Genomic DNA, 25,047 nt, shown 5'->3' with positions numbered 1-25,047 from the left:
GCCACGGCGCCGTCACGCCAAGACCCAGTGCCAGCACCCGATTCCCGTCCAACCCAACCCCCGCTCCGTCTCTCGGCGAAGGTTACCAACAATTCCCCCCAATTCCATTCGCCACGTCGAGGAGCCAGAAAGGAGACTGATCATGGATCTGGAGAAGCACGCCGAGGCCGTGACGGCCGCCGGCGAGGCGTACCTGCTCGCCCTGCGCGAAGCCGCGGCGGCGAGCAAGATCGGCATGCTCGCGCGCATGGCCGATGATTTCGAGCGCCAGCATGTGGCGTGGGTGCCGAAGCGGCTGGCCAGCGCCGCGCCGGCCGAGGCTGTCAGCGAGGGAGCGTAAGGTCATGGCCAACGCCATCTATCCGAAGTTCAAGGAGGCGGTGCTCAAGGGCGCGGCCAACGTCGACCTGACCACGGGCACGATCAAGGTGGCCCTGGTAGACCTGGCTGACTACACCTACAACGCCGCGCATGACTTCCTCGACGACGTGCCCGTTGGCGCGCGCGTCGCGGTGGGCACGATCACGAACCCCACGGTGCTGAACAACATCTTCGACGGCGACGACGTCGTGCTCTCGCTGGTGACGGGTGACCCGAGCGAGGCGTTGGTCATCTACAAGGATACCGGTGTCGAAGCGACGTCGCGCCTGGTGGCCTTCCTCGACACCGGCGTGACGGGCCTGCCGGTGACGCCCAACGGCGGCAACATCACGATCGCCTGGGACAACGGGGCGAACAAGATCTTCGCGCTGTAGGGTCACGATCGCGATGGCCGACACCAAGCTGTCAGGGTTGCCGCGGCGCGAGTCGGCTGTCGGCGACCCGTTCAATGACCTGCACTACATCGTGCTGTCTGAGCCGGCCGCCGACGCCGACAAGGAGCGCAGCGTCACGCCCTGGGATCTCTATGTCGGCTACGAACGCACGACGGCGCGCTTCAAGACCGACCTGATCGTCATGGACATGCCGACCTACGGCAATGCCGGCAGCAGCAACCAGGTCGATCAGAACCACCAGGGCATCGCCCGCATCTACGGGACGAATGCGGATGACGGCGGCGGATTCTGGGGCACCTATCGCGGCGTCTGCATGCAGGGCGGCGCGATTCGCCTGCTCTTCATCGTCAAGACGGAAGACACTCTTTCGACATCGGGCGACCGGTACATCGTCCAGATGGGCTTGCCGGCCGAAGGCGACAGCCAGCTCAACCAGGAAGGCATCTACGTCAAATACTCCGACAACGTGAACGGCGGCCGGTGGCAGCTGGTCACGCGCAGCGGCGGCGTCGAAAGCACCGCCGACACGGGCGTCACGGTGCAGGCCGACACCTGGTATCGTATCCAGATCGACATCGCCGCGGACGCGTCGTCGGCAAGCTGCACCATCAATGGCGGCTCGCCCGTCACGGTCAGCACCAACGTGTACGACCAGGACGCAACCCTGAACGTCGGCTTCCGAAAGGTCAGCGGCACCAATGAACGCGGGCTGGTGGTCGACTTCATTTCCTTCATGAAGCACCTGCAGGCGGGGCGGTGATGGACGACACCAAGGCTCAACAGATGATCGACCGCATGCGTGCTGACCGCGAGCCTGGCGAACCGCGCCCGCAGCCGGACGTGCATGCGCTGATCCTGGCCCTGTGGGCACGGAATGAGGATCTCCAGGCGCGGGTCGCGAGCCTCGAGGCGGCGCAGGCGGCGCGCTTCTCCAAGATCGGCTGATGGCCCGGTTCCTTCTGCTCGAATCCGGCGGCAAGCTGCTGCTGGAGTCGGGCGGCGGCCTGCTGCTCGAGGATCAGAGCGGCGGCGACACGACGCTGAACCCGACCGGCATCGCCAGCACGACGGCGTTCGGCACACCGCGCCTCGATCGGACGGTGGCGCCGGCGCCGATCGCGGATGGCGATGCCTTCGGCGCCGCGACGGTCGGGCTGCGACTGGCGCCGGCCGCGCTGAACGACTCGGCCGACGGCTTCGGCGTGGCGCATGTGAGCCGCACGCTGTCGCCTGCATCGCTGAACGACTCGGCCGATGGCTTCGGTGCGGCGGCGATCGGGTTGCGCCTGGCGCCGGTGAGCCTGTCGTCGGCTGAGGCGGTGGGCGGACCGCAGCTCGGGTTGTCGCTGGCAGCGGCCGGCCTGGCCGATGCGGACGCCTTCGGTGCGGCCGTCCTTGGCACCGGCCCGGCGCCGCAGGTGCTGGCACCGGCCGGGCTCGAGGACAGCGGCGATGCGTTCGGCGCGCCGTCGGTGGGCCTGCACCTGGCGCCGGAGGGCATGCCCTCGGCCGAGGTGGTCGGCGTCCCGATCGTGAGCCTGGGCGCCGGCGCGCTGACGCTGCAGGTGCCGGCGATCGACGATGGCGCTGACGGCTTCGGCGCGGCGGCCGTGGGGCTGCACCTGATGGCCGCGGGCCTGCCCTCGGCCGAGGCCATCGGAAGCCCTTTGCTGGGGCTGTACGTGGCGCCGGCGGGCATCGCCGCGGCGGACGCCGTCGGCCTGCCGCAGCTCGGCCTGGTGCTGGCGCCGGCGGGTCATGGCGATGCCGACGGCTTCGGCACGCCGGCGATCGCGCTGCACCTGGTGCCCACGTCCATCACCGACGGCGATGCCTTTGGCGCGCCGGCGGTGGGTGGCGGCTATGTGCTGCGGCCGGCCGGGCATGCCGACGCCGATGCCTTCGGCGTGGGGCGGCTCGACCTGGCGCTCGCGGTGGCCGGCCTCGACGATCGCGCCGACGGCTTCGGCGCCGCGGCGCTCGACCTGGTGCTGCTGGCGTCCGGCGTGCCGGCGGCCAACCTGTTCGGATCGGCGGCGGTGCTGTTCCAGGCCACGCCGCCGAGCCGCACGCTGCGGGCGCCGGCGCGCGATCGCGTGGCGGTGCTGGCGATGGTGGATCGGCTGACGAGGGTGCGCCCGCCCGATCGGGTGGCGCGAGCGGAGTAGGGGCGATGACGGACGACGATCGGCGGTGGCCACCCAAGGATCCCGACGAGATCCTTGATTACATGATCGATTGGAGCGATGCGCTCGCCAGCCTCCCGGCGTCGCCCGACGACGCCATCACCGGCGTGCCGACGTGGATCCTCGCCCCGGCAGGCGAGCTGGCGCAGCCACGGCCGGCCACGAACACCGGCACCACGACCACGATCTGGCTAGGCGGCGGAGTGGCCGGGTCTACCTACCGCGTGACGTGCCGCGTGGAGACGGTGCAGGGGCGCACCATGGAGGTGACGAAAGAGCTGTGGGTGAGGGACAGCGGCATGTAGCGCAATTCGCGGAACGGTTGCAGGCGGCCCGTCGGAATGGCATGGTAAACCGTATGAGAGAAAAGTTTCCCGGCTACTTCCGTCCTACGAGCGACGCCTTCGATACGATATGGACGAAGGCATTGATCGTGCCCGACACAAACGTTTTGTTGCACACCCTCCGATATCGCAAAGAGACGCGGGACCAAGTTCTGAATATATTTAAAACGTTCAGTCCCCGGGTATGGGTGCCCCATACGGTCTGCTTGGAATTTCTGAACGGCTGGCGTGAAGTAGATACCACAAGTCGCGAGCTCTATCGGCGGCTGCAGGATGAGCTCAAAAAATTTGCAAATTCATATGGCAAGATATGCGAACAGAACGTAGATCACCATGTCCTGGATACAAAGGAGGAAAAGAAAAAGTTCGACAGTTTTGTTCGAAAACGCTGCCAATTCTTGCAAAAACAATCAAAAGAACATCCTTCTCGTGAAGAAGGCGAGGCTGTTTTAGAAAGAGTTGCCGATGCAATCGGAGACAATATTGGTCAAGAACCTAGCCAGGAGAATTTCAAACGCTGGGCAGCTGAAGCGAAGGAAAGATTCGGAAAAAAAATTCCGCCCGGTTACAAAGACAACGATAAGCGCGGTGATGCAGCCTACCGTGACTACTACATCTGGAAAGAACTAATCCAAGTTGCAGAACAGCGACATCTGCCGGTCATATTTATTACCGACGATAGCAAAGAAGACTGGTACCTGAGGATTGAGGGGAAGACCGTCGGTCCCCGGCCAGAGCTTGTCAATGAATTCAAGCACCTCACGTCTCAAGCTTACTATAGCTATCCCTTTCGAAAGTTTGTTGAGACGTCAGGGAAATACATCAGTTCAACGCTCTCGCAAGAGGCGTTTGATGAGATCAAACAGACGGAAGAACAAATTCAGCAGGAGGAGGCTGCCAGAGAACATAGTGCCGCTGCTCAGAAGTTTGGCGATCGCCGAGACCTGCAGGATTGGCCAGGCTATATCGGTCTGATGTCCGGTCTGCGCGACGATTTCCGACGGGCCGTGATCAGCGAGCCAAGCTTTTCTTACGTGCACACCCCTTCGGACGCTTCGGTGCTGAACGCTGGGCAGCCTTTGCCACCAGGGGTGCTATTCAACAATCCGCGTACCCCGTGGTATCTAGACAGCGCCTTTCTACAGGAGATGGTCCGGAGGGCTGACAAAGCGCAACTCATCGGCCCTGGAGCCTCAAGTCTGCCTGCGTCAGCATCCACATCGGTTTCTTCGATTACCACTCAAACTGAAAACCAGAAGGATCCGGAATCGGAGAAGGACGATTGATCCTGAGGGATAGCGGGAAGTGGCTAGCGCCGTATCCTGCGTTTCGGCGATTCCTCAGTCGGCCGGCTGTTGGCGACCTTCCATCCTTCCGCCGTGAGGCGTACCGAGTGCGCGGGCGTGTTGGTGGCGATCACCAGGTTCTGCCGCACCAGCAGATCTATCGCTGCCTCGGCCGCCACGGCGTCGATCCCCGTCGCGTCGAGCACGCTTTGCACGCCGATGGTGCGCTTGGTCGAGCCTCGGGCGAGGCGGTAGACCTCGGCCAGGATGGTGGCGGCGGCCTTCAACAGGTCCATGATTAAAGCAGCGTGCGCTGTCGCGACGGTTTCGGCTCCGGCGCCGCCTCCCAGCGGACGCCTTCCATCGTCTTCAGAACGGCCTTGGCAGCCGTGGGTGCTGCGCCATCCTCGCCCAGCCAAGTCGGCCAGGTGTCATCCTCGAGGATGGACGGCATGCGTGGATCATCTTCCTGCGCCTTGATCGTGCGCCGAATCAGAGCGTTTGCCGGCACTGTCGCCATCACGCAGGCGAGCAACGTCTCGTCCAGGCCGGGGATCTTGAATTGCCGCCAGACGAACGCGAAGCCGCGCGGCTGGCCGTCCATCGGGTCAACCGTCCATTGTCGCATCTCCGTCCGGCCACTTGGCTTCGTGATTTCCTCACCCTCATTGAAGGTGCGGAACACGACGATGCCGCGCTGCCCGGCGTGGAACGACGTCCGGAACGGCTCCTTGGTGTCGATCGTTTCCGAGCGCGCATGGATCGGCCGCGGCCGGCGCCAGTCCCTCGGATCGGGAAATCCCCAACGCATCCTGACGATGCGGCGCTGTCGCTCTTCGGCATCCCAGATGATGACCGGTACGAGGCCACCGACGCGGTAGGTGACGATCTCATCGCCACCGCCGTCGCACTCACCGCTGGTGTCACCGCCGCTGTCAGATGTCAGCGGCTGTGAAAATGCGACGACCTCGCCCCACGTCGCCATGGCTGTGAACTTGCCGCACATAGCGGAACGCTAACACGGCGGGCTTGGGTGTCGCCACGGCGGCCGACATTGTGGCGGGCAGCATGGAGATCAGCCTCGCTGGTCATGGGCGTCATTCGCCCTTCGGCGCCTCCCCGCGCCATGCCTCGACGGCGTAGTCGCCGCGCGCCATGCAGCGCTCTTTGGCCTGCGCGATCGGCAGCCGGCCGTCATCCTCCATCCACACCGGCCCCTGCACGGCAATTTTGGAGCTATAGGGCTTGTCGCTGCGGCGGTAGGTGTACCAGATCACTGTGTCGCTCATCCTCTCGGCCCTCCCGTAGACGGTGGTCATCATGCCACTCGCAGCGCTCGCCGTGCCGCGTCAGCCAGGAACCCCGATCGGGTCACCCCGGCCAGCTCGGCAGCCTTGTCGATCTGTGCGACCAGCGCCTCGTCCAGGCTGACGTTGATGCGCAGGGGCTTGCCGGCCGGGGTGACCACGGGCACCAGGGTAACGACGGCGCCGTCAAGCTCCTCGGCGAATTCCGGGTTGGCCCGGATGGCCTCGACCGCGCTGGGGGCGGGGACGGGCGTGCCATCCTCGACCATCCCCTCGAGGTGCAGGTGCAGCGCCTCGATCCCCTGCGACACGGCTTCCTCGACCGTGCCGCCGGCGCTGATGCAGCCCGGGAAGTCCGGAAAGGAGATCCCGTAGGCGCCGGGCTCTCCATGCACGAAGGCGATGTAGTGCTGCATCTTACTTCCTTTCGTCCCAATTCCAGCCGGCTTGCCGGTAGATGCTGCGCAGGGTCTTTGGCGGGATGTCCTTGACCGGGTGGGCGACTGTGACCCGGCCCGGCTTGGTCGGGTGCTTGTACTGGTGGTGGTCACCCTTGGTCCGCACGTGTACCCAACCGTCGGCCTCCAGCATCTTGATCACTTCGCGGCTGCTCAGGCTCTTCATCGCTCGCCCCGTCTGTTGTGTGTATTTTTTTACACAATACACTCAACGGGGTCAACAACAAATGTGTATAAAAATACACAATAAGTCAAGTCCTCAGGCCTATGTCTATTGGTCCCGCTGTGCCGACTCCTGTCCCTACCGAAACCGTCATCGTGTTCGCTTCATGCGCGTTGTGCGATCTGCCTAAGTGCTTGGTTTGTCGTGATTATCTGCATTTTTTGCGTTGGTTCGGCGGAGGGGCTTAGGATTGCTAAACCGTTATACGGGCTTAAACCTGTATCGAGGGTTCGAATCCCTTCCCCTCCGCCACTCTTCTTTCCAGGCATGTCCGCCAATGAACGCCGGTGACCACCGGCTTTTTCAGGAATGCCGCTGGAATCGGCCCTGGATCGTTCTGAGAGGGGCTCGGCGTCGCCTGGCGCTTGCCGTTGTCCAACCGGCAGTTACCGTTTGATGGTGGGTTTCAAGCTCAATAAACCTGAGACGCAGGTTCTCGGGCCATGGACTATCGCTGGAAGACACGGCGGATGCCCAAGCGTGCTCGGCCTTTGACCGTTCGAGAACTCCAGGCCTACCTAAGACATGCATGCGGATGGTGGCGGTCTTTACGTTCAGACCAATGAGAACTTAGGACGCAGCTTCATATTTCGTTACAAGATCGAGAATAAAAGACGCTGGCCCGGTCTCGGGTCTATGCACCACCTGGAGACTCATGCGTTTCCGGTGATGGGTGAACTCAGGGTAGATGAAATTGCGTCAGCACACGTTCTGAAGGTGCTCGAACCGATCTGACGACCAAGCCGGGGACGGCGCGGCGTGTCAAACAGCGGATTGGCGCGGTGTTCGACTGCAAGGTCTGATTTGCTTGAGACGCGTATCCCACTCATGCGTGACTGCGGCTCATTGTTGGAGCGCACACCAGTTAGTCGCGCCTAGCGCTCCGTCCGGGCGCATGTCGTCGGGTCATCCGGTCGAGCCTGAACGAGGCAATTCAAGGCGCATTCGTAGTCCGCCGCGGAGGGTTGAGGCAGCACGCTGATCACCGCCTGCGCTGCCGCGCGGCACTGATCGAGGGACGTGTACGCACCGACATAGTGGTGCTTGGCCAGGACATGGTGGTCGGGATAGACGAAGCCGAGCCATTCGTCTTCGTGCGCGGCCCCCCAGACCAGCACAGCGGTGCACGCGCCCAGGGTGATGGCCCCCATGAGTTCCCATCGAACCTCCAGCCATCCGCGCATGGCCCCGGACCTGCCCCTCGCCCTTCCCCCGAGGCTTTCACCTTGCGGCCGGTTGAAGGTGACGTGAAGTGGCGCAATGGAGGGGCACCCGAATGCCACGGCCTGTGGCCCGGCGACATGAGAGGATGATGTACGCGTATGAACATCGAAAGACCTGCCGCCTTCACCGGGCAGGCCAACGCCAAGCGCGCTGGCTTCGGCTCCACAGCGGAGGAGGTCACAGCTGGGCGTGGGAGTGTCGCTGCGCCCGTGGCGGCGTCCTGAGCGACTGAGTCCATTCGGTCGGAGCGCCGCTCCAATCGCTACTCAACCGTCACGCTCTTGGCGAGATTGCGGGGCTGATCCACGTCGGTGCCTTTGGCCACCGCTGTGTAGTAGGCGAGCAGCTGCACCGAGACACTGTAGAGGATCGGCGCGACCATCGGATCGACGGTCGGCAGCTTCGCGGCTGCCGCGGCATGGTGGGCCAGCCGGTCATTGCCCGCCTCGTCGCTCAGCAGCACCAGCTTGCCGCCGCGCGCCCTGACCTGCTCGAAATTGGAGGCGATCTTGTCGAAGATGGCGTCGGCCGGCGCCACCACCACGACGGGGACGGCTTCGTCGATCAGCGCGATCGGCCCGTGCTTCATCTCACCGCCGGCATAGCCTTCGGCGTGGATGTACGAGATCTCCTTCAGCTTCAGCGCGCCCTCAAGCGCGATCGGGAAGGAGAGCCCACGGCCCAGATAGAGCACGTCGCGCGCCTTGGCCAGGATCCCCTCGGCGATGTTCTTATAGGCCAGGTCCATATTCAGCACTTCGTTGACCTGCGACGGCACCTCGATCATGGCCCGGGTCAGGCGCTCTTCGTCGGCGCTGCAGAGCGTGCGACGCGCGCGACCGGCGGCGACGGCCATCGTCAAGAGGACCATCAGCTGGGTCGTGAAGGCCTTGGTCGAGGCCACGCCGATCTCAGGACCGGCGATCGTCGGAAGCACGGCGTGGGATTCGCGGGCGATGGCGCTCTCGGGCACATTGACCACCGACAGGATGGTCTGGTGCTGCGTCTTGGCGTAGCGCAGCGCCGCGAGCGTGTCGACCGTCTCGCCCGACTGGGAGATGGCGATGCACACGCCGCCCTCCGGCAGCGGCGGCTCGCGATAGCGCAGCTCCGAGGCGACCTCGACCTCGACCGGCAGGCGCGCCAGCTTCTCGAACCAGTACTTGGCCATCATGCCGGCAAAGTAGGCGGTGCCGCAGGCCGTGATGGTAAGGCGCGTGACTTTGGCCCAGTCGAACGGCAAGGCCGGCAGAGTGACCGAGCGCGTGGCCGGACTGAGATAGGTGTGCAGGGTATCGCCGATCACAGCCGGCTGCTCATGGATCTCCTTGAGCATGAAGTGGCGGTGATTGCCCTTGCCCATCATGGAGCCGGTGATGCCGCTTTCGCGGATCGCGCGCCTCACCTCGCTGTGGCCCTGGAAAATCCTGGCTTCCTGTGCGTTCAGCACCACCCAGTCGTCATCCTCGAGGTAGGTTACGCGCCTGGTGAAAGGTGCCAGCGCCAGCGCATCCGTGCCGAGGTACATGGCCATGTCGCCGTGGCCGACCGCCAGCGAGCTGCCGCGCCGCGCCCCCAGCAGGATGTCATGGCGGCCACTGAACAGAGCAACGAGCGCGAAGGCGCCGCGCAGCCGCTGCATCGCCTTGCCCATCGCCTCCTCGGGCGAGAGCTGGCGTTCCAGATACACGGTGAGGAGCTGCGCCACCACCTCGGTGTCGGTGTCGCTGTCGAAGGTGCGGCCTTCGGCCAGCAGCTCGTCCTTGAGCTGCTGGAAGTTCTCGATGATGCCATTGTGCACCACGGCGACGCGACCGGTGACGATGGGGTGGGCGTTGCGTTCCGAGGGCTTGCCGTGCGTGGCCCAGCGCGTGTGGCCGATGCCGATGGCGCCGGCGAGCGGCTCGGCAGCCAGCTTGGTCTCCAGATTGAAAAGCTTGCCCTCGGCGCGTCGGCGCTCGATGTGGCCGTTGATCAGGGTCGCCACGCCCGCCGAATCATAGCCGCGATATTCGAGTCGCTTCAGCGCCTCGACCAGCAGAGGTGTGACCGGCGCCCTGCCGATGATTCCGATGAGGCCGCACATTCTGTTTTCCTGTCGGGCAGGAAGTCTAGCGAGCGGCACCAGATGGTGCCACTTCGCGGCGGAGGTAGCCCGATCGGCAGACGATGGATTTCAACGCAGAGAGGGAATGGAGAGAGCGTGTCGGGCGGCTACCGCGCAAGCAGCCGGGCCGGATTGCCGACCACGACCTCACCGGCCGGCACATCGCGCAGCACCACGGCGCCCATGCCGATCAGCGCGCCTTCTCCCACTGTGACGCCGGGGCGCAGCACCGCGCCGGAACCGACGTAAGCCTGAGCGCCGAGCGTCACGCCGCCAGCCAGCGTCGCGGCAGGTGCGACGGTGGCGCCGGCACCCAGCACGCAGTCATGGCCAATCACCGCAAGGCTGCCGAGCCAGGCATGCACGCCGATCTCCACCCGTCCCGAGACGGCGCAGCCTGGCCCGATGCAGCTGCCATGGCCGATCGTGGCACGGCGCGACACCGCGGCGAGGGGATGGATCAGCGTGACGAAGCGCGCGGCATCGAGGCCTGTGCCGGCGATGATCGCGAGCTTGCGGCGATGGCTGCGTTCGCTGGCGATGCCGTTGACGAAGACGACATCCGCCAGCGCAGCAGCTTCCGCCAGCGGTCCGAGGATGGGCAATCCGCCGAATTCGCTGCCTTTCTCGCGCCCGTCATCCAGGACACCGGCGGCCTCCAAAGGCGCACCGAGCGCATCGATGATGTCGATGATGTCGAGGGCATTGCCCGACGCGCCGAGAATGACGACGCGCACGCGGTTCAATGCCACACCGCTTCCCGCAGCGAGGCGATCACCTGGTCCTGCTCTTCTTCCGTCATCTGCGGATAAAGCGGCAGCAGGATGGTGCGGTCCTGCACGTCTTCCGAGACCGGCAAGGGGAAGCGTGCCATCTCGGCATAAGGCTTCTCGCGATGGATGCACATGATGCCGCGGCGCGTCGCGATACCGCGGTCAAGCATCGCTTGCATCACGACGCGCTGGTCCATACCGTCGGACAGGCGCACGGCGAAGGACTGCCAGTTGGTGTGGGCGCGGTTCGGTTCGGCGGGCGCGGCCACGTCCTTCACCTCGCTGGCCAGCCGCTCGCGGTAGCGTTCCGCGAGAGCGCGCCGGCGCGCCACGATCTCTGGCAGGCGCTTGAGCTGCTCGATGCCGACCGCCGCCTGGATGTCGGTCAGACGATAATTGAAGGCCTCGGCCTCGTAGGATTCGAAGATCACCTGCGGACTGCCGTGGCGCACCGTGTCCGGCACCGTCATGCCGTGCTGGCGCAGCAGGCGGAAGCGCGCGTCGAGCGCGGCGTCGTGTGTCGTCAGCACGCCACCATCGCCGACCGTGACGACCTTGCGCGGATGCAGCGAGAAGCACGCCACGTCCCCGGCGGGATCGCCGACCCGCCGCCAGGATCCGTCGAACTGCATCTCGGAACCCAGGGCGCAGGCCGCGTCCTCGACCACCCTCAGTCCATGGGCGCGCGCGACCGCCATGATCGCATCCATGTCGCAGGGCATGCCGATCTGGTGCACGCAGAGGATCGCGCGCGTCTTCGGGGTGACGGCCGCGGCGATCAGCGCGGCATCCATGCCGTAGCCGACCGGCTCGATGTCGATGAAGACCGGCGTCGCGCCGCATTGGCGGATGGCGTTGGCGCAGGCAATGAAGGTGTGGCTGACGGTGATGACCTCGTCGCCGGAGCCGACGCCGACGCCGAGCAGCGCGAGATGCAGCGCCGTGGTGCAGTTGGACACAGCGCAGGCATGGGACGCGCCGGTGATGGCGGCGAACGCTTCCTCGAAGCGCGCGACGCGCGGGCCTTGCGTGAGCCAGCCGGAGCGCACGACCTCGGCGGCAGCGAGGGCTTCCTCCTCGCCGACCAGGGGCTTGGTGATCGGGATCATGCGGCGGCCCCGGCGAGCGCGGTCTGGGAACGCCACCAGGCGACCAGCTCGGCGATGCCGTCCTCGAGCGGGTGCGTCGCCTCGAATCCGATCAGCGCGCGGGCCTTCGAGACGTCGGCGAGGCGCTTCGGCACGGGATTCACCGCGCGCGCCTCCTGGTGCAGCGGCGTGAGCTGCGGTTGGCCCATGACGCGGCAAAGAAGGTGGGCGAGGTCGAGCAGCGAGGTCTCCACCCCGCTGCCGACATTCAGCGCGACGTCGCTCGCCGGCGCGACAGCCGAGAGGATGTTCGCGCGCGCTACGTCGCGTACATGGATCATGTCCATGGTCTGCAGGCCGTCGCCGAAGATGATCGGCGGCTCGCCGCGCGCGAGGCGTTCCATCCAGCGCACCAGCACCTCGGTGTAGCGACCGTGGATGTCCATGCGCGGGCCATAGACGTTGAAGTAGCGCAGCGCGACATAGTCCAGCCCATGCATGTCGTTGAAGGAGCGGTAGAGCCCCTCGTTGAAGGCCTTGGCCGCGCCGTAGAGGGTACGGTTGTTGTAGGGGTGCTGCGCCTCGGTGGTCGGGAACTGGTCCGCCATGCCATAGACCGAGGCGGTAGAGGCGGCGACCAGCTTGCGGATGTTCGCGGCGAGGCACAGCTCCACGAGGTCATAGGTCGCAGCCACCATCACCTCGAAGGCGGCACGCGGTTCCTGGGCGCATTGCGTGATGCGCAGCGCGGCCTGGTGGAAGACCGTATCGCAGCCGGCGACGAGCGATTTCATCGCCGCCGTGTCGCGGATGTCGCCTTCGATCAGACGCACGCGGTTGCTGGCAAGCGCGCGCGCGAGGTTGTCGCGCCGCCCGCGCACCATGTTGTCGATGACGCGCACCTCCGCAGCGCCGGCGTCCAGCAGCAGCTCGACGATATGCGAGCCGACGAAGCCGGCGCCGCCGGTGACGAGGCAGGTGGTGCCGGCAAGCATGCCCTGCGGGTCGAGGGTTCCGCGGGTTTCACGCGGCATGACTGGTCACCGACGCAGGGGCCAGGAGATCGCGCAGCGCGCCGGCAATGTGGCGCTGCTGCTCGGGGGTGAGCTCCGGGAAGATGGGCAAGGAGAGGAATTCGGCGGCCAGGGCCTCGGCCACCGGGAAGCTGCCGGGGCCTTTGCCGAGATCGGCATAGGCCGGCTGCAGATGCACCGGGCGTGGATAGTGCAGGCCCGTTGCGACGCCGGCTTCCATGAGGCCATGCGCGAGCCGGTCGCGGTCCGGATGGCGCAGCGCATAGACGTGGTAGACGTGTTCCAACGCCGTGGGCTTCGCTGGCAGCTGCACGGGAAGCTCGGCGAGCAGCGTGTCGTAGAGGGCCGCGACCTCGCGCCGGCGTTCCGTCCAGCGCGGCAGATGCGCCAGCTTCACCGACAGGATCGCGCCCTGGATGCCGTCCATGCGGTAGTTGAAGGCGTGCTCGACATGGTTGTAGCGGCCTTCCTGGCCCCAGTCGCGCAGCTTGTGCATCCGGGCGGCGAGGGCGGGATCGTTGGTGACGGCGCCGCCGCCTTCGCCGCAGGCGCCAAGGTTCTTGCCCGGGTAGAAGCTGAAGCAGCCGATCGCGCCGATCGTGCCCGCGCCCTTGCCCTGCCAGGTTGCGCCATGCGCCTGGGCGGCGTCCTCGATGACCGGCAGGCCACGCTGCGCGGCGATCGCCATGATGGCGTCCATGTCGGCCATGCGGCCATGCAGGTGGACGGGGATGATTGCCCTTGTGCGCGGCGTGATTGCGCGCGCGATGCCCGCCGGGTCGATGTTCCAGGTGAGCGGGTCGGCATCGACCAGCACTGGCGTCGCGCCGGCATAGCGGATGGCTGCGACCGTTGCGACGAAGGTCATGGCGGGCGCGATCACCTCGTCGCCCGGGCCGATGCCGAGCGCAAGCAGCGCGAGATGCAGCGCGGAGGTGCCGGAATTCAGCGCCACGGCTTGCCTGGCGCCGGTGTAGGCGGCGAAGGACTTCTCGAAGGCATCGACCTTCGGGCCGGAGACATAGGCGCCGCTCGCCAGCGTCTCGAGCACCGCGGCGTCGAGTTCCGCCTTGATGCCGGCATACTGGGCTCGAAGGTCGAGCAGCGGAATCATGAGGCCATCCTTCTGGGAGAAATGTCGATGGGCTGGCCGCGCTGGCGCAGCGAGAGCATGGCGGCTTCGAGCGTCTCGACGACGGCCAGGCCGCAGCGACCGGAGGTGATCGGCTCCCGCCCCCGGGTCACGCAGTCGACGAAATGCTCCATCTCGGTGAGCAGCGCCTCCTTCACCGAGAGCTGCGGCGCCCACATGTCGCCGCTGCGGTAGGAGATGCGCGCGGTGACCTGCTCGGGGCCATCGCCGAGGGTCACGCCCCGGTCATAGACCTTGACCTTCTCGCTGGGCTCGAGGTCGTTCCAGACGATCATCTTGCGGCTGCCGCCAATCAGCGTCTGGCGCACTTTCACCGGCGCGAGCCAGTTGACGTTGAGATAGGCGACGGTGCCCGAGGGATAGAACAGGCTGAGATGGGCCATGTTCTCCTGCCGCCCGCGGATGTGTCCGGCGCCGCTGGCCGAAACCGCAGCGGGCTTTTCCTGCAGCAGGTAGTCGAGCACCGAGAGGTCGTGCACCGCGAGGTCCCAGATCACGTTCACATCGTGCTGGAACAGGCCGAGATTCACCCGCGTGCTGTCATAGTAATAGACGTCGCCGAGATCGCCGGAGCGGATGATCTCACCGATCTTCTGGACCGCGCTGGTATAGACGAAGGTGTGGTCCACCATCAGGGTGAGGTTGCGCCGCGCCGCCTCGTCGATCAGCCGGCGCGCATCGTCGGAGGAGGCGGTCATCGGCTTCTCGACGATGACATGCTTGCCGGCGCGCAGCGCGGCAACGGCCAGCTCGTGATGCGTCGCGACCGGGGTGGCGATCAGCACGGCATCGACGGCGCAGTCGTCGATCAGCGCGCGCGGATCCTGATGCAGCGCAAGGCCCGGATAGCGCTTGCCGGCGCGCGCCAGCGCCCCGGCCGAGAAATCGGCGATGCCGGCGAGGCGGCAGCCTTCCGTCTCGGCGACGCAGCGCGCGAGGTTGGGCCCCCAATAGCCGTAGCCGATGACACCGATACCGATCATGGCGCCGCCATTTCCGCTGTTGCCAAGGAGGGGAGATTTTCGCGATCGCGTGCATCGCCGACCACCTTGGCCGGCACGCCGGCGACGATCGCGTAGTCGGGCACGTCGCGCGTCACCACCGCCCCCGCGCCGATCAGCGCGAAGCGCCCGACCGTGGTGCCGCAGATGATGGTGGCATTCGAACCGATCGAGGCGCCGCGGCGGATGCGCGTTGGCACGACCGACCAGTCGACCTCGGTCTTGAGTCCTCCTTCCGGCGTGCAGGCGCGGGGGAAGAGCTCGTTGGTGAACATCACGCCATGGCCGATGAAGACCTCGTCCTCGATCGTCACGCCCTCGCAGATGAAGGTGTGGGAGGAGATCTTGCAGCGGACGCCGACATGGCAGTTTTTCTGGATCTCGACGAAGGGGCCGATCTTCGTTCCGTCACCGATCGAACACCCGTACAGATTCACGAGGTCGGGATGGGTGAGGACGGTGTCGGTACCAAGCTGGACGTTCCGGAGCGGCATCGGCCGGAATATCCATGTTCCCTGGGCCTCTCGCAATGTGGCGACAGAGGTACTCCCATATCCACTGCCGCGCGGCCTCGACGACGCCATGCACGAACGATAACATTCAAGAAAAGCGATTGCAGACGACCTCAATCCTTCCATCGACCGGCCGATGAACGTCGTGAATTTCCTCAGGCAGAAGCCGCAGCTCCTGTCGCCGCTGGTGACCTACGCGCTAAACGGGCTCGAAAAGTGCTGGATGCCCGGGCACGGACGGTGGTCGCACATCTACCATCTCGATGGCCGCACCCGGCCGAACGAGTCGGTCCCGCACAGCGATGCTTTCTACACGCTCAACGTGCTGCTCGGCATGTCGCGTCTGCCCGAGTGGCCCGCCGGCATCGTTGCTGCTGAGATCTACGCGCAGAATGCCGTCGACCTGCTGCGGCTTCCGGCGACCAAATACGCCTACGGCATGGCGCTGTGGAGCGCCGCGGAGCTGGGGCTGGATGTTCCGCAGGCGGTCGCCCAGCGCGTCGAAAGCCTTTTGTCAAAAGCCGACAACTGGCACGGCTTCCGCGCCCAGGATCTCGGCATGCTGCTGGCGGGCGTCATCGCCCAGGCGCGAGCCGGGGACAGGCGGTGGGTGCCGTTCATCGATCCACTGTTTGCATTTCTTCGCGAGCACTACCACGCGCCGTCCGGCCTGTTCTTCGACCAACCGCACGGATTTCGGCGCCGCTTCGCCTCGTTCGCCACCCAGACCTATCTGACGCTCGCCTGCTACCTCTATGGCGAGTTCACCGGCAAGCCCGATGCCATCGCCATGGCCGACGGCTCGACCCGGAAGCTGATCGCGCTGCAGGGGCCGCAGGGCGAGTGGCCGTGGTTCTTCGATGCCCAGCGCGGCACGGTCCTCGACTATTACGAGGTCTATTCCGTGCACCAGTACGGCATGGCGCCGGCGTTCCTCGAGCATGCGGAGCAGCACGGCGTCAAGGAGGCGCGCGACGCGCTGATCAGGGGCTTTAAGTGGGTGCTCGGCGAAAACCAGCTGCGCCGACCGATGCTGGTGCCCGACCTGCAGCTGTCGATCCGTTCGCAGGTCCGCAAGGGCGAGCTGCGCACCGCGAAGCTGCGTATGCTGCGCGCGCTCGCCAACGCCCACCTGAATCGGCAGGCAGGTCTGATCGATCCAGCTGGCCTCGACGTCCGACTGGAATGCCGGAGCTACGAGCTCGGTTGGATCCTGTGGTCGTTCGGCCGTCGCACCGACCTCAAGCAGCTGACCCACGATCCGGCGTTCGCCGCGCCGGCCGTGGACGAACTGCGCCGCGCGCCGTAAGGCGCACGGCCGTCAAACGCTCGTCTCGCGATTCCAGGCCACCTTCCCATTATGCGACAGCAGGGCGAGCATCATCCTTGCGCGGTGGGCACGGATAGCGATCAGCACCATGATCGCCTTCAGTCGTGCCGGCAGGCCGAAGATGCGGTCGCTGCCCAGGACCTTCGCAAAGTCGACCGCCGGCGAGGCGAGCACCGCCAGCGCGCGCAGGGCCCACCGGGTCTTCCAGGCCGGCTTGCCCCGCGCCATGTTGATGTAGTGCTGGATCTGGCGATCCCACTTCACGCACAGCTCCTGGAGCGAGCGGCGCGCCGGATGATAGACGATCATCCCGGGCACGTACTGGAACCTCAGGCCGGCGCGACAGGCGCGCTGGCCCCATTCCATGTCCTCGGCGAGCTGAATGCCGGCAAACAGCCCGACCCGGTCGAAATCGGCCCGGCGCGCCATCAGGTTGCCGGTGCCGGAAAAGCCGTGCTGCTCGATGTAGAGCTTGAACCTGTAGGCAAACACGCCCTCGTAGGCCTCGATGGCCGTGAACCGCGCCTGGTCGTCTCGCCAGATCTGCACGTCGCCGCCGAGCACGACCCCCTCGGGCAACGCCTGCAAGGTCTCCAACCCCGTGCGCAGCCAGTCGGGATGTGCCCGGCAGTCCGCATCGATGAAGGCGAGGACGGGAGCCGACGCCTGGCTGATCCCGAGATTGCGCGCCGGACCTGGACCGGGCTGATGTTCACAGAAGAGCTGGACGCCCGGATGGCGGGCGGCGATGTCCTCGGGAAGCGTGGCCGAGCCGTTGTCCACCACCAGAATCTCGAACAGCCCCCGGTCGAGGCTCTGCGCTTCGAGGCTGGCGAGGCATGTGTCCAGCATTTCGGGCTGGTTCAGGTGCGGAATGATGACCGACACCGAAGGCTTGCCTGATTTCACCTTGAGAATCCTCCGGCCTCGTCGAACGGCGCGTGGCGGGATGTGGCCGGCAGATACCGGTCCTTCCAGGAGAACCATGCTCTAGCGGCAGGCGCGGTCCGGAAACGTTCGGCTGCGTCAGCAGGCGTTTCGGCTCCGCAGCACCTCGACGACAGTCTGGATCAGAATCGAGAAGTCGAGACCGAAGCTCCAGTTGTCGACGTACCACAGATCATATTCCACACGGCGCTCGATGTCCCTCGGTGTCGGCGTCGGTCCGCGGCATCCATGCACCTGCGCCCAGCCGGTGACGCCGGGCTTCACCCGATGGCGAAAGGCATAGTTGCTGACGACCTTGTCGAACTCGGTGTCATGGATCAGGGCGTGCGGGCGCGGCCCGACCAGCGACATGCTGCCGCCGAGCACGTTGAAGAGCTGGGGCAGCTCGTCGATGCTCGATCGGCGCAGCCACCGGCCCAGACGGGTCACCCGGCTGTCGTGGCGCTGCGCCTGACGGACCGTCTCCCCATCCTCCTGGACCCGCATCGTGCGGAATTTCATGATCTGGAACGTGCGGCCGTTGAAGCCGCAGCGCCGCTGCCGGAAGAACACCGGTCCTGGCGAATCGAGCTTGATAGCGATCGCCACCAGGAGAAGCAGGGGTGACAGAACGACCAGCCCGACGCCGGCCATGACGACGTCGAGAGTCCTCTTCGCCGTGAATTCGAACGGGGTCAACGGAGCGCGCTGAACCTCGATGCTGACGGCATTGCCGACTTCGTGGCTGGGCTGCCTGAGGATTTCCGAGATGGCCCCCACGGGGATGACGTTGACCGGCAACGGCAAGATGCGGAGCTGCGCGATCAGGTCGCAAAGCTGGGGCCAGTGGCTCAGATCCGCGCCTACCACGATCTGCTCCACTTCCGATCCGCGCACCCTGGCGATCGCCTGCGCGATCGTTTCCGCGCGTGCGCGGCTGCCCGGCTGCGGAGGTGGCAGCTTGAAATGATGCTCCAGGCGGAATCCCAGGCTTGTCAGCGCCTTCGGCAGACTGGATTCGTCCTGCGATTGCGAGTCGGTGATCAGGACAATCTTGTGGCCGGAGAAGCGCTGTCCGTCCATTCCTCGCGTCAGGAGGTTCCGCCACCAGATCCGGTGCGCGATCAACGCGCAAAGGCCGATCGCCGCAAAGAGCAGGCTGGTGCCTCGCGACAGCTCCTGGCCGATCTTCAGAGCGAAGACTGCCGCCGCGAGGAGCAGGAACACCGCGCCCCAACAACGGCAGACGGTCCTGATCTGGCGTCGCAGGATGAACAGTTCGTTCGGCCGGTACATGCCACAGCCGCGCATCAGCGAAATGAAAAGCGCGGCCACCACAGCCGCGACCTCGCTGTACTGGACGACATCGCCGGGCGCTCCGGTCACCCAGGCATGATAGGCAATTCCGGCAAGGATGCCCGCCGACAGGATGATGACCGCGTCGGCAAAGATCGTGACGATCCCCACGGACCCGTAGCTGATCGGCCACTTGCGCCTGGAGCACGGGATTTCCCGTTCCGGCACGGCGACGGGAGCCACCCAATCCATGTTGCGTCTTGATCCCGGAAAGATCGTCGAGAACGATGACCGAGAGAAACATCGTCCTGCTGTCCCGTCGAGAGATCGGAAGGTGGTATGGACGTGCCTTTCGAGGTACCCACGCCACTACGAGAGCACGGCGGGACTTCCACATCCGCTCGATGCCGCGGGCTCGCCGAGCGTCATCCCAAATGGAAGGGCTCGCGCTCGCTCGCAGCGATCACCGTCGACAGGAGATCCGGCAGGGAAGGGCCCGGGACGGTGCTGTCAGACCGTCTCGAAGGCGTTCAGGACAGACTGGACCGGCGCAGCACATACCAACAAAGGCGTACCCCCTCACCGTAAGGAGCCCAGGGCTATACCAAATAGCAGATGACGCTTCGCGCACATTTCCGCTTTAAAACTCGACTACAACGTTCGCAAGGATCGTGTGTGCCCGGACCATGACGATCTCCCTGCCGCCCGCCGCGCAATTCTCGCCCGTTCCGTCGGTACCGTCGCCGGCGGCCGGCATACCCGGCGCGGACGCCCCGGGTGGCGGCACCAGCCAGACGGGGACGAGCGGCGTCGACCGCGTGGTCGGCACGCCGCGCGACAAAGCCATCACGGCGCCCGGCGGCAACGCCACGATCCTGTGCGGCGATGGCAATGACACCGTCGACGCCGGTGCGGGCAACGACCTCGTGGATGCCGGCAGAGGCGAGAGCTTTCTTGGCTGCCCCATCAATATTCTGACGATGGCCGAGACCGTGGAGCTCGCCCGCGGCTCGATGCGCGACCGCACGCGCCTGCAGCACGTGGCCCTGAACGTCGCTAAGCTGGTCAATGCCCGTTCCGACAGGGTGCTCGCAGCCGACGTCTCCAGCAGCGACGTGGTGAGCATCGACGGCATGGGCATCGTCTGGGGCGCGCGCCTGCTCGGCCTGCCGGTGAAGGAGCGCGTGCCCGGGGTCGATCTCCTGGCCCGGCTGCTCGCGGTGTGCGCGGAAGACGGCTTCAGGCCCTATTTTCTCGGCGCGACCGGCGAGCTGCTGCAGCTCGCGGTGGCGCAGGCGCTCGCCCGTCATCCGGGGCTCCGCTTTGCCGGCTTCAGGGACGGCTACTTCAAGCCCGATCAGGAGGCGGATGTCGTCCGCGAAATCCGCGACAGCGGCGCCGATTGCCTGTTCATCGGCATGCCGACCCCGCGCAAGGAGCGGTTTCTCGCCGCCCACCGCGACGAGCTGAACGTGCCCTTCATCATGGGCGTAGGCGGCTCCTTTGACGTGCTGTCCGGCCGCGTGCAGCGGGCGCCGCTGCGCATGCAGGCGCTGGGGCTCGAGTGGCTCTACCGCATCTACCAGGAACCGCGCCGCATGTGGTGGCGCTACGCCAGAACCAACGTGCTGTTCGCCGCGATCCTCGGCCGCGAGCTTGTCCGCCACCGCCTGCGTGCGGCGCCTGCGCGCCCGGTGGGCCGCAGATGAATTCCAGCATCGACTCCACCGGGACAAGGGGCTGACCGTGCAGAAGAATTTCCTCGTGATGGTAGGCACGCGCCCCGAAGCCATAAAGCTGTTTCCGGTGATCAACCAGCTGAAGGCCCAGACCTCGGCGGCGGTGACGGTGTGCGCCACCGCCCAGCACCGCCACATGTTGGACCAGGTGCTCCGTCTGACCAACATCGTTCCCGACATCGACCTCGACGTCATGCGGGCCAACCAGACGCTGGACCAGCTCACCGCCCGTCTGCTCCAGAACGTCGGCGAGGTCCTCGACCAGGTCCGCCCCAGCCGGGTGATCGTCCAGGGCGACACCACCACCGCCATGACCGGCGCGCTGGCTGCCTACTACCGCCGCATCCCGGTGTCCCACGTCGAGGCCGGCCTGCGCAGCGGCGACATCTACGCGCCGTGGCCGGAGGAAGTGAACCGCAAGATCATCGGCACCATTGCCGACCAGCATTTCGCACCGACCGCCCGGGCCGCCGAGGCGCTGCGCCGCGAGAACGTGCCCGAGGAGCGCATCCACGTCACCGGCAATACCGTGGTCGACGCTCTGCTCGCCGCCCGGTCCATCGTCGATTCGGACCCCCGGCTCGCGTCGCGCTGGGACAGCATCCGCGCCGCCCACGGCAATCGGCGCATCGTCCTCGTGACCTGCCATCGCCGCGAGAACTTCGGTGCCGGCATTCTCGGCATCGCCGACGCGCTGCAGACCATCGTCAAGCGCCAGGACGTCGCCATCGTGCTTCCGTTGCACCCCAATCCCAATGTCGCCGACGTTCTCTCCGAGCGCCTGTCGGGCCACCCGCGCGTCGAGCTGATCACCCCGCAGGACTACACCGATTTCGTCGGCCTGCTGTCGCTGGCCTATGTCGTGCTGACCGATTCCGGCGGCGTCCAGGAGGAGGCGCCGACGTTCGGCAAGCCGGTCCTGGTGATGCGCGAGACCACCGAGCGCCCCGAGGGTGTCGAGGCGGGAACGGCGCGCCTGGTCGGCGCCGACCGCGACAGGATCGTCGCGGAGACCTTCCGTCTCCTCGACGACGACGATCATTATTCGGCGATGTCGAGGGCCCACAACCCCTTCGGCGACGGCCATGCCCGCGAACGAATTGTGAAGGTGCTTCTCGATGCATGAGATCAGCAAGGTTGCCGTCATCGGCCTTGGCTATATCGGCCTTCCCACCGCCGCCGTGATCGCCAGCCGTGGCATCAGGGTCGTCGGTGTCGACACCAACCGGCGCGTCGCCCGCACCGTCGCCTCGGGCGCGATCCACATCTCGGAGCCCGATCTCGACGGCCTTGTGCAGAAGGTCGTCTCCAACGGCTTCCTGACCGCGACCAACGAGCCGGAACCGGCCGACATCTTCATGATCGCAGTGCCGACCCCGATCGACGACGAGAACCGGCCGGACCTCGGTTGCGTCATGGCCGCGGTGGACAGCATCGCCGGCCTGCTCGTTCCCGGAAACCTGGTCATCCTCGAGTCGACCAGCCCGGTCGGCACCACCGAAATGATCGCGGAGCGGATTCTCGCGCAGCGCCCCGATCTGAGGGTCGGCGCCAGCAATGGCAAGCCCGGCATTTTCGTCGCCTACTGCCCGGAGCGGGTGCTGCCCGGCCGCATCCTGACCGAGCTGGTGAGCAACGACCGCTGCATCGGCGGAATCACCGCCGAGTGCACGCGGCGCGCACAGGCGTTCTACAAGACGTTCGTCCGCGGCACCTGCGTGGCGACCACCTCGCGGACGGCCGAGCTGGTCAAGCTCACCGAGAATGCCTACCGCGACACCAACATCGCCTTCGCCAACGAGCTGTCGCTGATCTGCGATCACTACGGCATCAGCCCGTGGGAGGTGATCGACATCGCCAACCGGCATCCCCGGGTGAACATCCTGAAGCCGGGGCCAGGTGTCGGCGGCCACTGCATCGCCGTCGATCCCTGGTTCATCATCGATGCGGTGCCCGATCTCGCCCGCGTGATGCGGACCAGCCGCGACGTCAACAACAACAAGACCAAGGTGATCGCCGAGCGGGCCATCGCCCTGATCAACCAGCGCCCGGGTGCGAGCGTCGCCTGCTGTGGCCTCGCCTTCAAGGCGAACGTCGACGATCTGCGCGAAAGCCCGGCCGTCGAGATCGCGATGCACCTCGCCGAACGGTTCGGATCGCGCATCAAGGTGGTCGAGCCGAACATCCGCGAGCTCCCGAGAGCCTTGAGCAATCTGGGCGCCGAGATGCTGCCCATCGACGAGGCGCTGATGGCGTGCCAGGTCGCGATCGTCCTGGTCGATCACGACGAGTTCAAGATGATCCCGCTCGCCGGCCGCCGCCATCTGGACGTGATCGACACGCGCGGGATCTGGCAGGACATGCCCAGCATGATCCCGGAAAATCGGGCACCGGCTCTCCGGAAGGATCATGCTCCAGCAAAGAGCATGATCCGGAAAAGTGGGGACGGACTTTCGGATCAGATCATGCTCGAGCAAAAAGCATGATCCCGGGAAGTGGTTGCGGATTTTTTGACAGCGCGAGAGTTGTGAGCATCACATGAGCAACGCACCGGTCGGCATCGGCGTTATCGGCCGCGGCTGCTGGGGGCCGAACCGCGTTCGCAATTTCGCGACCCACAAGTCCGCCTGCGTCATCGGCGTCGCCAACCTCGGCACCGCCAACCTTGCGATACGCGAGAGACAAGGCGAGTAGTCGATGCAGAGATCGTACTCGCAGATCCTCAAATCGTCGGCCCTGATCGGCGGCTCTTCGGTCGTCGTCATTCTGATCGGCATCGTGCGCACCAAGATCATGGCGATCCTGCTCGGGTCCGCCGGATTTGGCTTGCTGGGGCTCTACAGCTCCATCGTGGAGCTCGTCGTGTCCGTTGCCGGCATGGGGATCAACAGCAGCGGCGTGCGCCAGATTGCCGAGGCCGCGGGCACCGGCGACGAACGCCGCGTCGCTCGCACAGCGGCCGTCCTGCGCCGCACAGTGATCGTGCTCGGGCTGCTGGGGGCGGCTTTCCTGGCGTTGTTCAGCCGCCAGGCCTCGCTCATGACGTTCGGAAACGACGACCACGCCTGGGCGATCGCCCTGCTGTCTCTCGCAGTCCTCTTTCAGCTCCTCGCCGGGGGGCAGGGCGCGCTGATCCAGGGCACCCGGCGTATCGGGGATCTCGCCCGGATGGGCGTGCTCGGCGCGCTGCTCGGCGCGCTCGTCGGCATTCCCATCGCCTGGCACCTGCGGGAACAGGGCGTCGCGCCCTTCCTGGTCTGCGTGGCTGCGATGTCGCTTCTCGTATCGTGGTGGTACAGCCGCAAGATCCTGGTCGATCCGCCGTCAATGACGTTCTCGGAGGCTCGAGGGGAGGCGGCCGAGCTCCTGAAGTTCGGTCTCGCGTTCATGGCGAGCGGCTTCCTGATGATCGGTGCCGGCTATGCCGTTCGAATGATGCTGGCGCGGCAGGTCGGGCTGGAGGCGGCCGGTCTGTATGCGGCCGCCTGGACACTGGGTGGTCTCTACGTCAATTTCGTCGTGCAGGCCATGGGTGCCGATTTCTATCCGCGGCTGGTCAGTGTCGCCGAAGACAATTCACAATGCAATCGGCTGACAGACGAGCAAAGCCAGATCGGCATGCTGCTCGCGGCGCCGGGCGTTTGCGCGACGATCGTGTGTGCGCCGCTCGTCATTGCCCTGTTCTACACGTCCGAGTTCGTCGGCGCGATCGAGACGCTGCGCTGGATCTGCCTCGGCGTGGCAATGCGCGTGATCACCTGGCCCATGGGGTTCATCGTCGTCGCCAAGGGTCGCCGCCGGCTTTTCCTCGCCGTGGACTTCGCCTGGGCCGCAGTGAACGTCGTGCTCACGTGGCTGTTCGTCGGCTGGTTCGGGCTGAATGGCGCGGGGATGGCATTCTTCGGCTCCTACCTTTTCCACGGACTCATCATCTATCCGATTGTCCTGCGGCTGACCGGATTCTCATGGTCCCGGGAGAGCACGCGCATCGGACTGTTTTTCGTTCTTTGCGTCGGTCTCGTATTCGCGGGGTGTCATTTTCTTCCGTCACCCTGGGCCGAAGTGACCGGGATCGGCATTACGGTTTCAAGTGGAATGTATTCGCTGCATCGCCTCCTGACATCGCTGGCCGAGGATCGATTGCCGCCGAAGGTGCAAAGAATTCTGGAGCGGCTGCGAATTTCGCATTGGTATCCTGCATAGGGATGCTGTTGCGAGCTTTCGCGAAGGATCGAAGAAGGGAAGATAAGATGAGCTCGGTCGACGTCATCGTACCCTGTTAT

General features: G+C 65.7%; 28 protein-coding genes. 13 read left to right on the top strand and 15 right to left on the bottom strand.

The window, feature by feature from the left end:
* Nucleotides 1–142 precede the first annotated feature (142 nt).
* The 7 genes from FHP25_RS31400 to FHP25_RS31370 are packed head-to-tail and all read left to right on the top strand — an operon-like array spanning nucleotide 143 to nucleotide 4,592.
* The gene (locus FHP25_RS31400; RefSeq protein WP_147850938.1) at nucleotides 143–340 is read left to right on the top strand and encodes a hypothetical protein; all 198 of its coding nucleotides are present in this window, start codon (nucleotides 143–145) and stop codon (nucleotides 338–340) included.
* A 4-nt stretch (nucleotides 341–344) separates the two neighbouring features.
* Entirely contained in the window at nucleotides 345–755 is a 411-nt protein-coding gene (locus FHP25_RS31395) for a hypothetical protein (RefSeq protein WP_147850937.1), read from the top strand.
* A 13-nt stretch (nucleotides 756–768) separates the two neighbouring features.
* Nucleotides 769–1,536 carry a hypothetical protein gene (locus FHP25_RS31390; protein ID WP_147850936.1) on the top strand — a complete coding sequence of 256 codons (768 nt, stop codon included), beginning with the start codon at nucleotides 769–771 and terminating at the stop codon, nucleotides 1,534–1,536.
* Nucleotides 1,536–1,721, top strand: coding sequence for a hypothetical protein (locus FHP25_RS31385; protein ID WP_147850935.1), 186 nt, complete (start codon nucleotides 1,536–1,538; stop codon nucleotides 1,719–1,721). The genes FHP25_RS31390 and FHP25_RS31385 overlap by 1 nt, the downstream gene beginning before the upstream one ends.
* Nucleotides 1,721–2,944, top strand: coding sequence for a hypothetical protein (locus FHP25_RS31380; protein ID WP_147850934.1), 1,224 nt, complete (start codon nucleotides 1,721–1,723; stop codon nucleotides 2,942–2,944). The genes FHP25_RS31385 and FHP25_RS31380 overlap by 1 nt, the downstream gene beginning before the upstream one ends.
* A 5-nt stretch (nucleotides 2,945–2,949) precedes the next feature.
* Nucleotides 2,950–3,267 (top strand): phage fiber-tail adaptor protein, encoded by a 318-nt coding sequence (locus FHP25_RS31375; RefSeq protein WP_147850933.1) that lies wholly within the window; start codon nucleotides 2,950–2,952, stop codon nucleotides 3,265–3,267.
* A gap of 41 nt (nucleotides 3,268–3,308) precedes the next feature.
* Nucleotides 3,309–4,592, top strand: a complete 1,284-nt coding sequence (locus tag FHP25_RS31370; protein ID WP_147850932.1) for a PIN-like domain-containing protein — start codon at nucleotides 3,309–3,311, stop codon at nucleotides 4,590–4,592.
* Between the two features lie 23 nt (nucleotides 4,593–4,615).
* Here FHP25_RS31370 and FHP25_RS31365 read toward each other — a convergent pair whose 3' ends face one another.
* The 13 genes from FHP25_RS31365 to FHP25_RS31305 all read right to left on the bottom strand — a co-directional run bounded on the left by FHP25_RS31365 (nucleotide 4,616) and on the right by FHP25_RS31305 (nucleotide 15,454).
* Nucleotides 4,616–4,888: a hypothetical protein gene (locus FHP25_RS31365; protein WP_147850931.1), complete on the bottom strand. Its 273-nt coding sequence runs from the start codon at nucleotides 4,886–4,888 to the stop codon at nucleotides 4,616–4,618.
* A gap of 2 nt (nucleotides 4,889–4,890) precedes the next feature.
* Entirely contained in the window at nucleotides 4,891–5,598 is a 708-nt protein-coding gene (locus FHP25_RS31360) for an SOS response-associated peptidase family protein (protein WP_147850930.1), read from the bottom strand.
* 91 nt (nucleotides 5,599–5,689) lie between these two features.
* Complete coding sequence (locus FHP25_RS31355) at nucleotides 5,690–5,881, bottom strand: hypothetical protein (protein ID WP_147850929.1); 192 nt, start codon at nucleotides 5,879–5,881, stop codon at nucleotides 5,690–5,692.
* Nucleotides 5,882–5,910: 29 nt separating this feature from the next.
* Complete coding sequence (locus tag FHP25_RS31350) at nucleotides 5,911–6,315, bottom strand: type II toxin-antitoxin system HicB family antitoxin (RefSeq protein WP_147850928.1); 405 nt, start codon at nucleotides 6,313–6,315, stop codon at nucleotides 5,911–5,913.
* A gap of 1 nt (nucleotide 6,316) precedes the next feature.
* Nucleotides 6,317–6,523: a type II toxin-antitoxin system HicA family toxin gene (locus FHP25_RS31345; protein WP_147850927.1), complete on the bottom strand. Its 207-nt coding sequence runs from the start codon at nucleotides 6,521–6,523 to the stop codon at nucleotides 6,317–6,319.
* 932 nt (nucleotides 6,524–7,455) lie between these two features.
* Complete coding sequence (locus tag FHP25_RS31340; protein WP_147850926.1) at nucleotides 7,456–7,731, bottom strand: hypothetical protein; 276 nt, start codon at nucleotides 7,729–7,731, stop codon at nucleotides 7,456–7,458.
* Nucleotides 7,732–8,066: 335 nt separating this feature from the next.
* Complete coding sequence (gene glmS / locus FHP25_RS31335) at nucleotides 8,067–9,890, bottom strand: glutamine--fructose-6-phosphate transaminase (isomerizing) (protein ID WP_147850925.1); 1,824 nt, start codon at nucleotides 9,888–9,890, stop codon at nucleotides 8,067–8,069.
* A 128-nt stretch (nucleotides 9,891–10,018) separates the two neighbouring features.
* Nucleotides 10,019–10,663, bottom strand: coding sequence for a NeuD/PglB/VioB family sugar acetyltransferase (locus FHP25_RS31330; protein ID WP_147850924.1), 645 nt, complete (start codon nucleotides 10,661–10,663; stop codon nucleotides 10,019–10,021).
* Nucleotides 10,654–11,793: a DegT/DnrJ/EryC1/StrS family aminotransferase gene (locus tag FHP25_RS31325; protein WP_147850923.1), complete on the bottom strand. Its 1,140-nt coding sequence runs from the start codon at nucleotides 11,791–11,793 to the stop codon at nucleotides 10,654–10,656. The genes FHP25_RS31330 and FHP25_RS31325 overlap by 10 nt, the downstream gene beginning before the upstream one ends.
* Complete coding sequence (locus FHP25_RS31320; RefSeq protein WP_147850922.1) at nucleotides 11,790–12,806, bottom strand: NAD-dependent epimerase/dehydratase family protein; 1,017 nt, start codon at nucleotides 12,804–12,806, stop codon at nucleotides 11,790–11,792. The genes FHP25_RS31325 and FHP25_RS31320 overlap by 4 nt, the downstream gene beginning before the upstream one ends.
* A complete protein-coding gene (locus tag FHP25_RS31315; protein ID WP_147850921.1) occupies nucleotides 12,796–13,920 on the bottom strand; it encodes a DegT/DnrJ/EryC1/StrS family aminotransferase in 1,125 nt (374 codons plus the stop codon). Before FHP25_RS31315 ends, FHP25_RS31320 begins: the two co-directional genes overlap by 11 nt.
* Nucleotides 13,917–14,942, bottom strand: a complete 1,026-nt coding sequence (locus FHP25_RS31310; protein WP_147850920.1) for a Gfo/Idh/MocA family protein — start codon at nucleotides 14,940–14,942, stop codon at nucleotides 13,917–13,919. The genes FHP25_RS31315 and FHP25_RS31310 overlap by 4 nt, the downstream gene beginning before the upstream one ends.
* A complete protein-coding gene (locus FHP25_RS31305) occupies nucleotides 14,939–15,454 on the bottom strand; it encodes an acyltransferase (RefSeq protein ID WP_147850919.1) in 516 nt (171 codons plus the stop codon). Before FHP25_RS31305 ends, FHP25_RS31310 begins: the two co-directional genes overlap by 4 nt.
* Nucleotides 15,455–15,608: 154 nt before the next feature.
* Here FHP25_RS31305 and FHP25_RS31300 point away from each other — a divergent pair, with 154 nt between their 5' ends.
* Complete coding sequence (locus FHP25_RS31300; RefSeq protein ID WP_218578742.1) at nucleotides 15,609–16,781, top strand: hypothetical protein; 1,173 nt, start codon at nucleotides 15,609–15,611, stop codon at nucleotides 16,779–16,781.
* A gap of 12 nt (nucleotides 16,782–16,793) precedes the next feature.
* Here FHP25_RS31300 and FHP25_RS31295 read toward each other — a convergent pair whose 3' ends face one another.
* Entirely contained in the window at nucleotides 16,794–17,711 is a 918-nt protein-coding gene (locus FHP25_RS31295) for a glycosyltransferase (protein WP_178133920.1), read from the bottom strand.
* Between the two features lie 117 nt (nucleotides 17,712–17,828).
* A complete protein-coding gene (locus tag FHP25_RS31290) occupies nucleotides 17,829–19,277 on the bottom strand; it encodes an undecaprenyl-phosphate glucose phosphotransferase (protein WP_147850917.1) in 1,449 nt (482 codons plus the stop codon).
* A 434-nt stretch (nucleotides 19,278–19,711) separates the two neighbouring features.
* On the opposite strand from FHP25_RS31290, the gene FHP25_RS31285 reads away from it, so the two are divergent.
* From FHP25_RS31285 to FHP25_RS31270, 5 genes are read left to right on the top strand one after another with little or no spacing between them, the layout of a single operon-like run.
* Complete coding sequence (locus FHP25_RS31285) at nucleotides 19,712–20,734, top strand: WecB/TagA/CpsF family glycosyltransferase (protein ID WP_218578741.1); 1,023 nt, start codon at nucleotides 19,712–19,714, stop codon at nucleotides 20,732–20,734.
* 37 nt (nucleotides 20,735–20,771) lie between these two features.
* Nucleotides 20,772–21,890, top strand: a complete 1,119-nt coding sequence (wecB, locus tag FHP25_RS31280; RefSeq protein WP_331461711.1) for a non-hydrolyzing UDP-N-acetylglucosamine 2-epimerase — start codon at nucleotides 20,772–20,774, stop codon at nucleotides 21,888–21,890.
* On the top strand, nucleotides 21,883–23,250 hold the full coding sequence (gene wecC / locus FHP25_RS31275) for a UDP-N-acetyl-D-mannosamine dehydrogenase (RefSeq protein ID WP_147850916.1): 1,368 nt from the start codon (nucleotides 21,883–21,885) through the stop codon (nucleotides 23,248–23,250). Before wecB ends, wecC begins: the two co-directional genes overlap by 8 nt.
* 52 nt (nucleotides 23,251–23,302) lie before the next feature.
* A complete protein-coding gene (locus FHP25_RS41015) occupies nucleotides 23,303–23,458 on the top strand; it encodes a hypothetical protein (RefSeq protein ID WP_178133919.1) in 156 nt (51 codons plus the stop codon).
* A gap of 3 nt (nucleotides 23,459–23,461) precedes the next feature.
* Nucleotides 23,462–24,967 (top strand): O-antigen translocase, encoded by a 1,506-nt coding sequence (locus FHP25_RS31270; RefSeq protein ID WP_147850915.1) that lies wholly within the window; start codon nucleotides 23,462–23,464, stop codon nucleotides 24,965–24,967.
* Nucleotides 24,968–25,047 lie beyond the last annotated feature (80 nt).

This window comes from Vineibacter terrae (genome assembly GCF_008039615.1).
GTDB lineage: Bacteria > Pseudomonadota > Alphaproteobacteria > Reyranellales > Reyranellaceae > Vineibacter > Vineibacter terrae.
The sequence above is the reverse complement of the archived record's forward strand: the minus strand, read 5'-3'. Positions and strand labels throughout refer to the sequence as shown.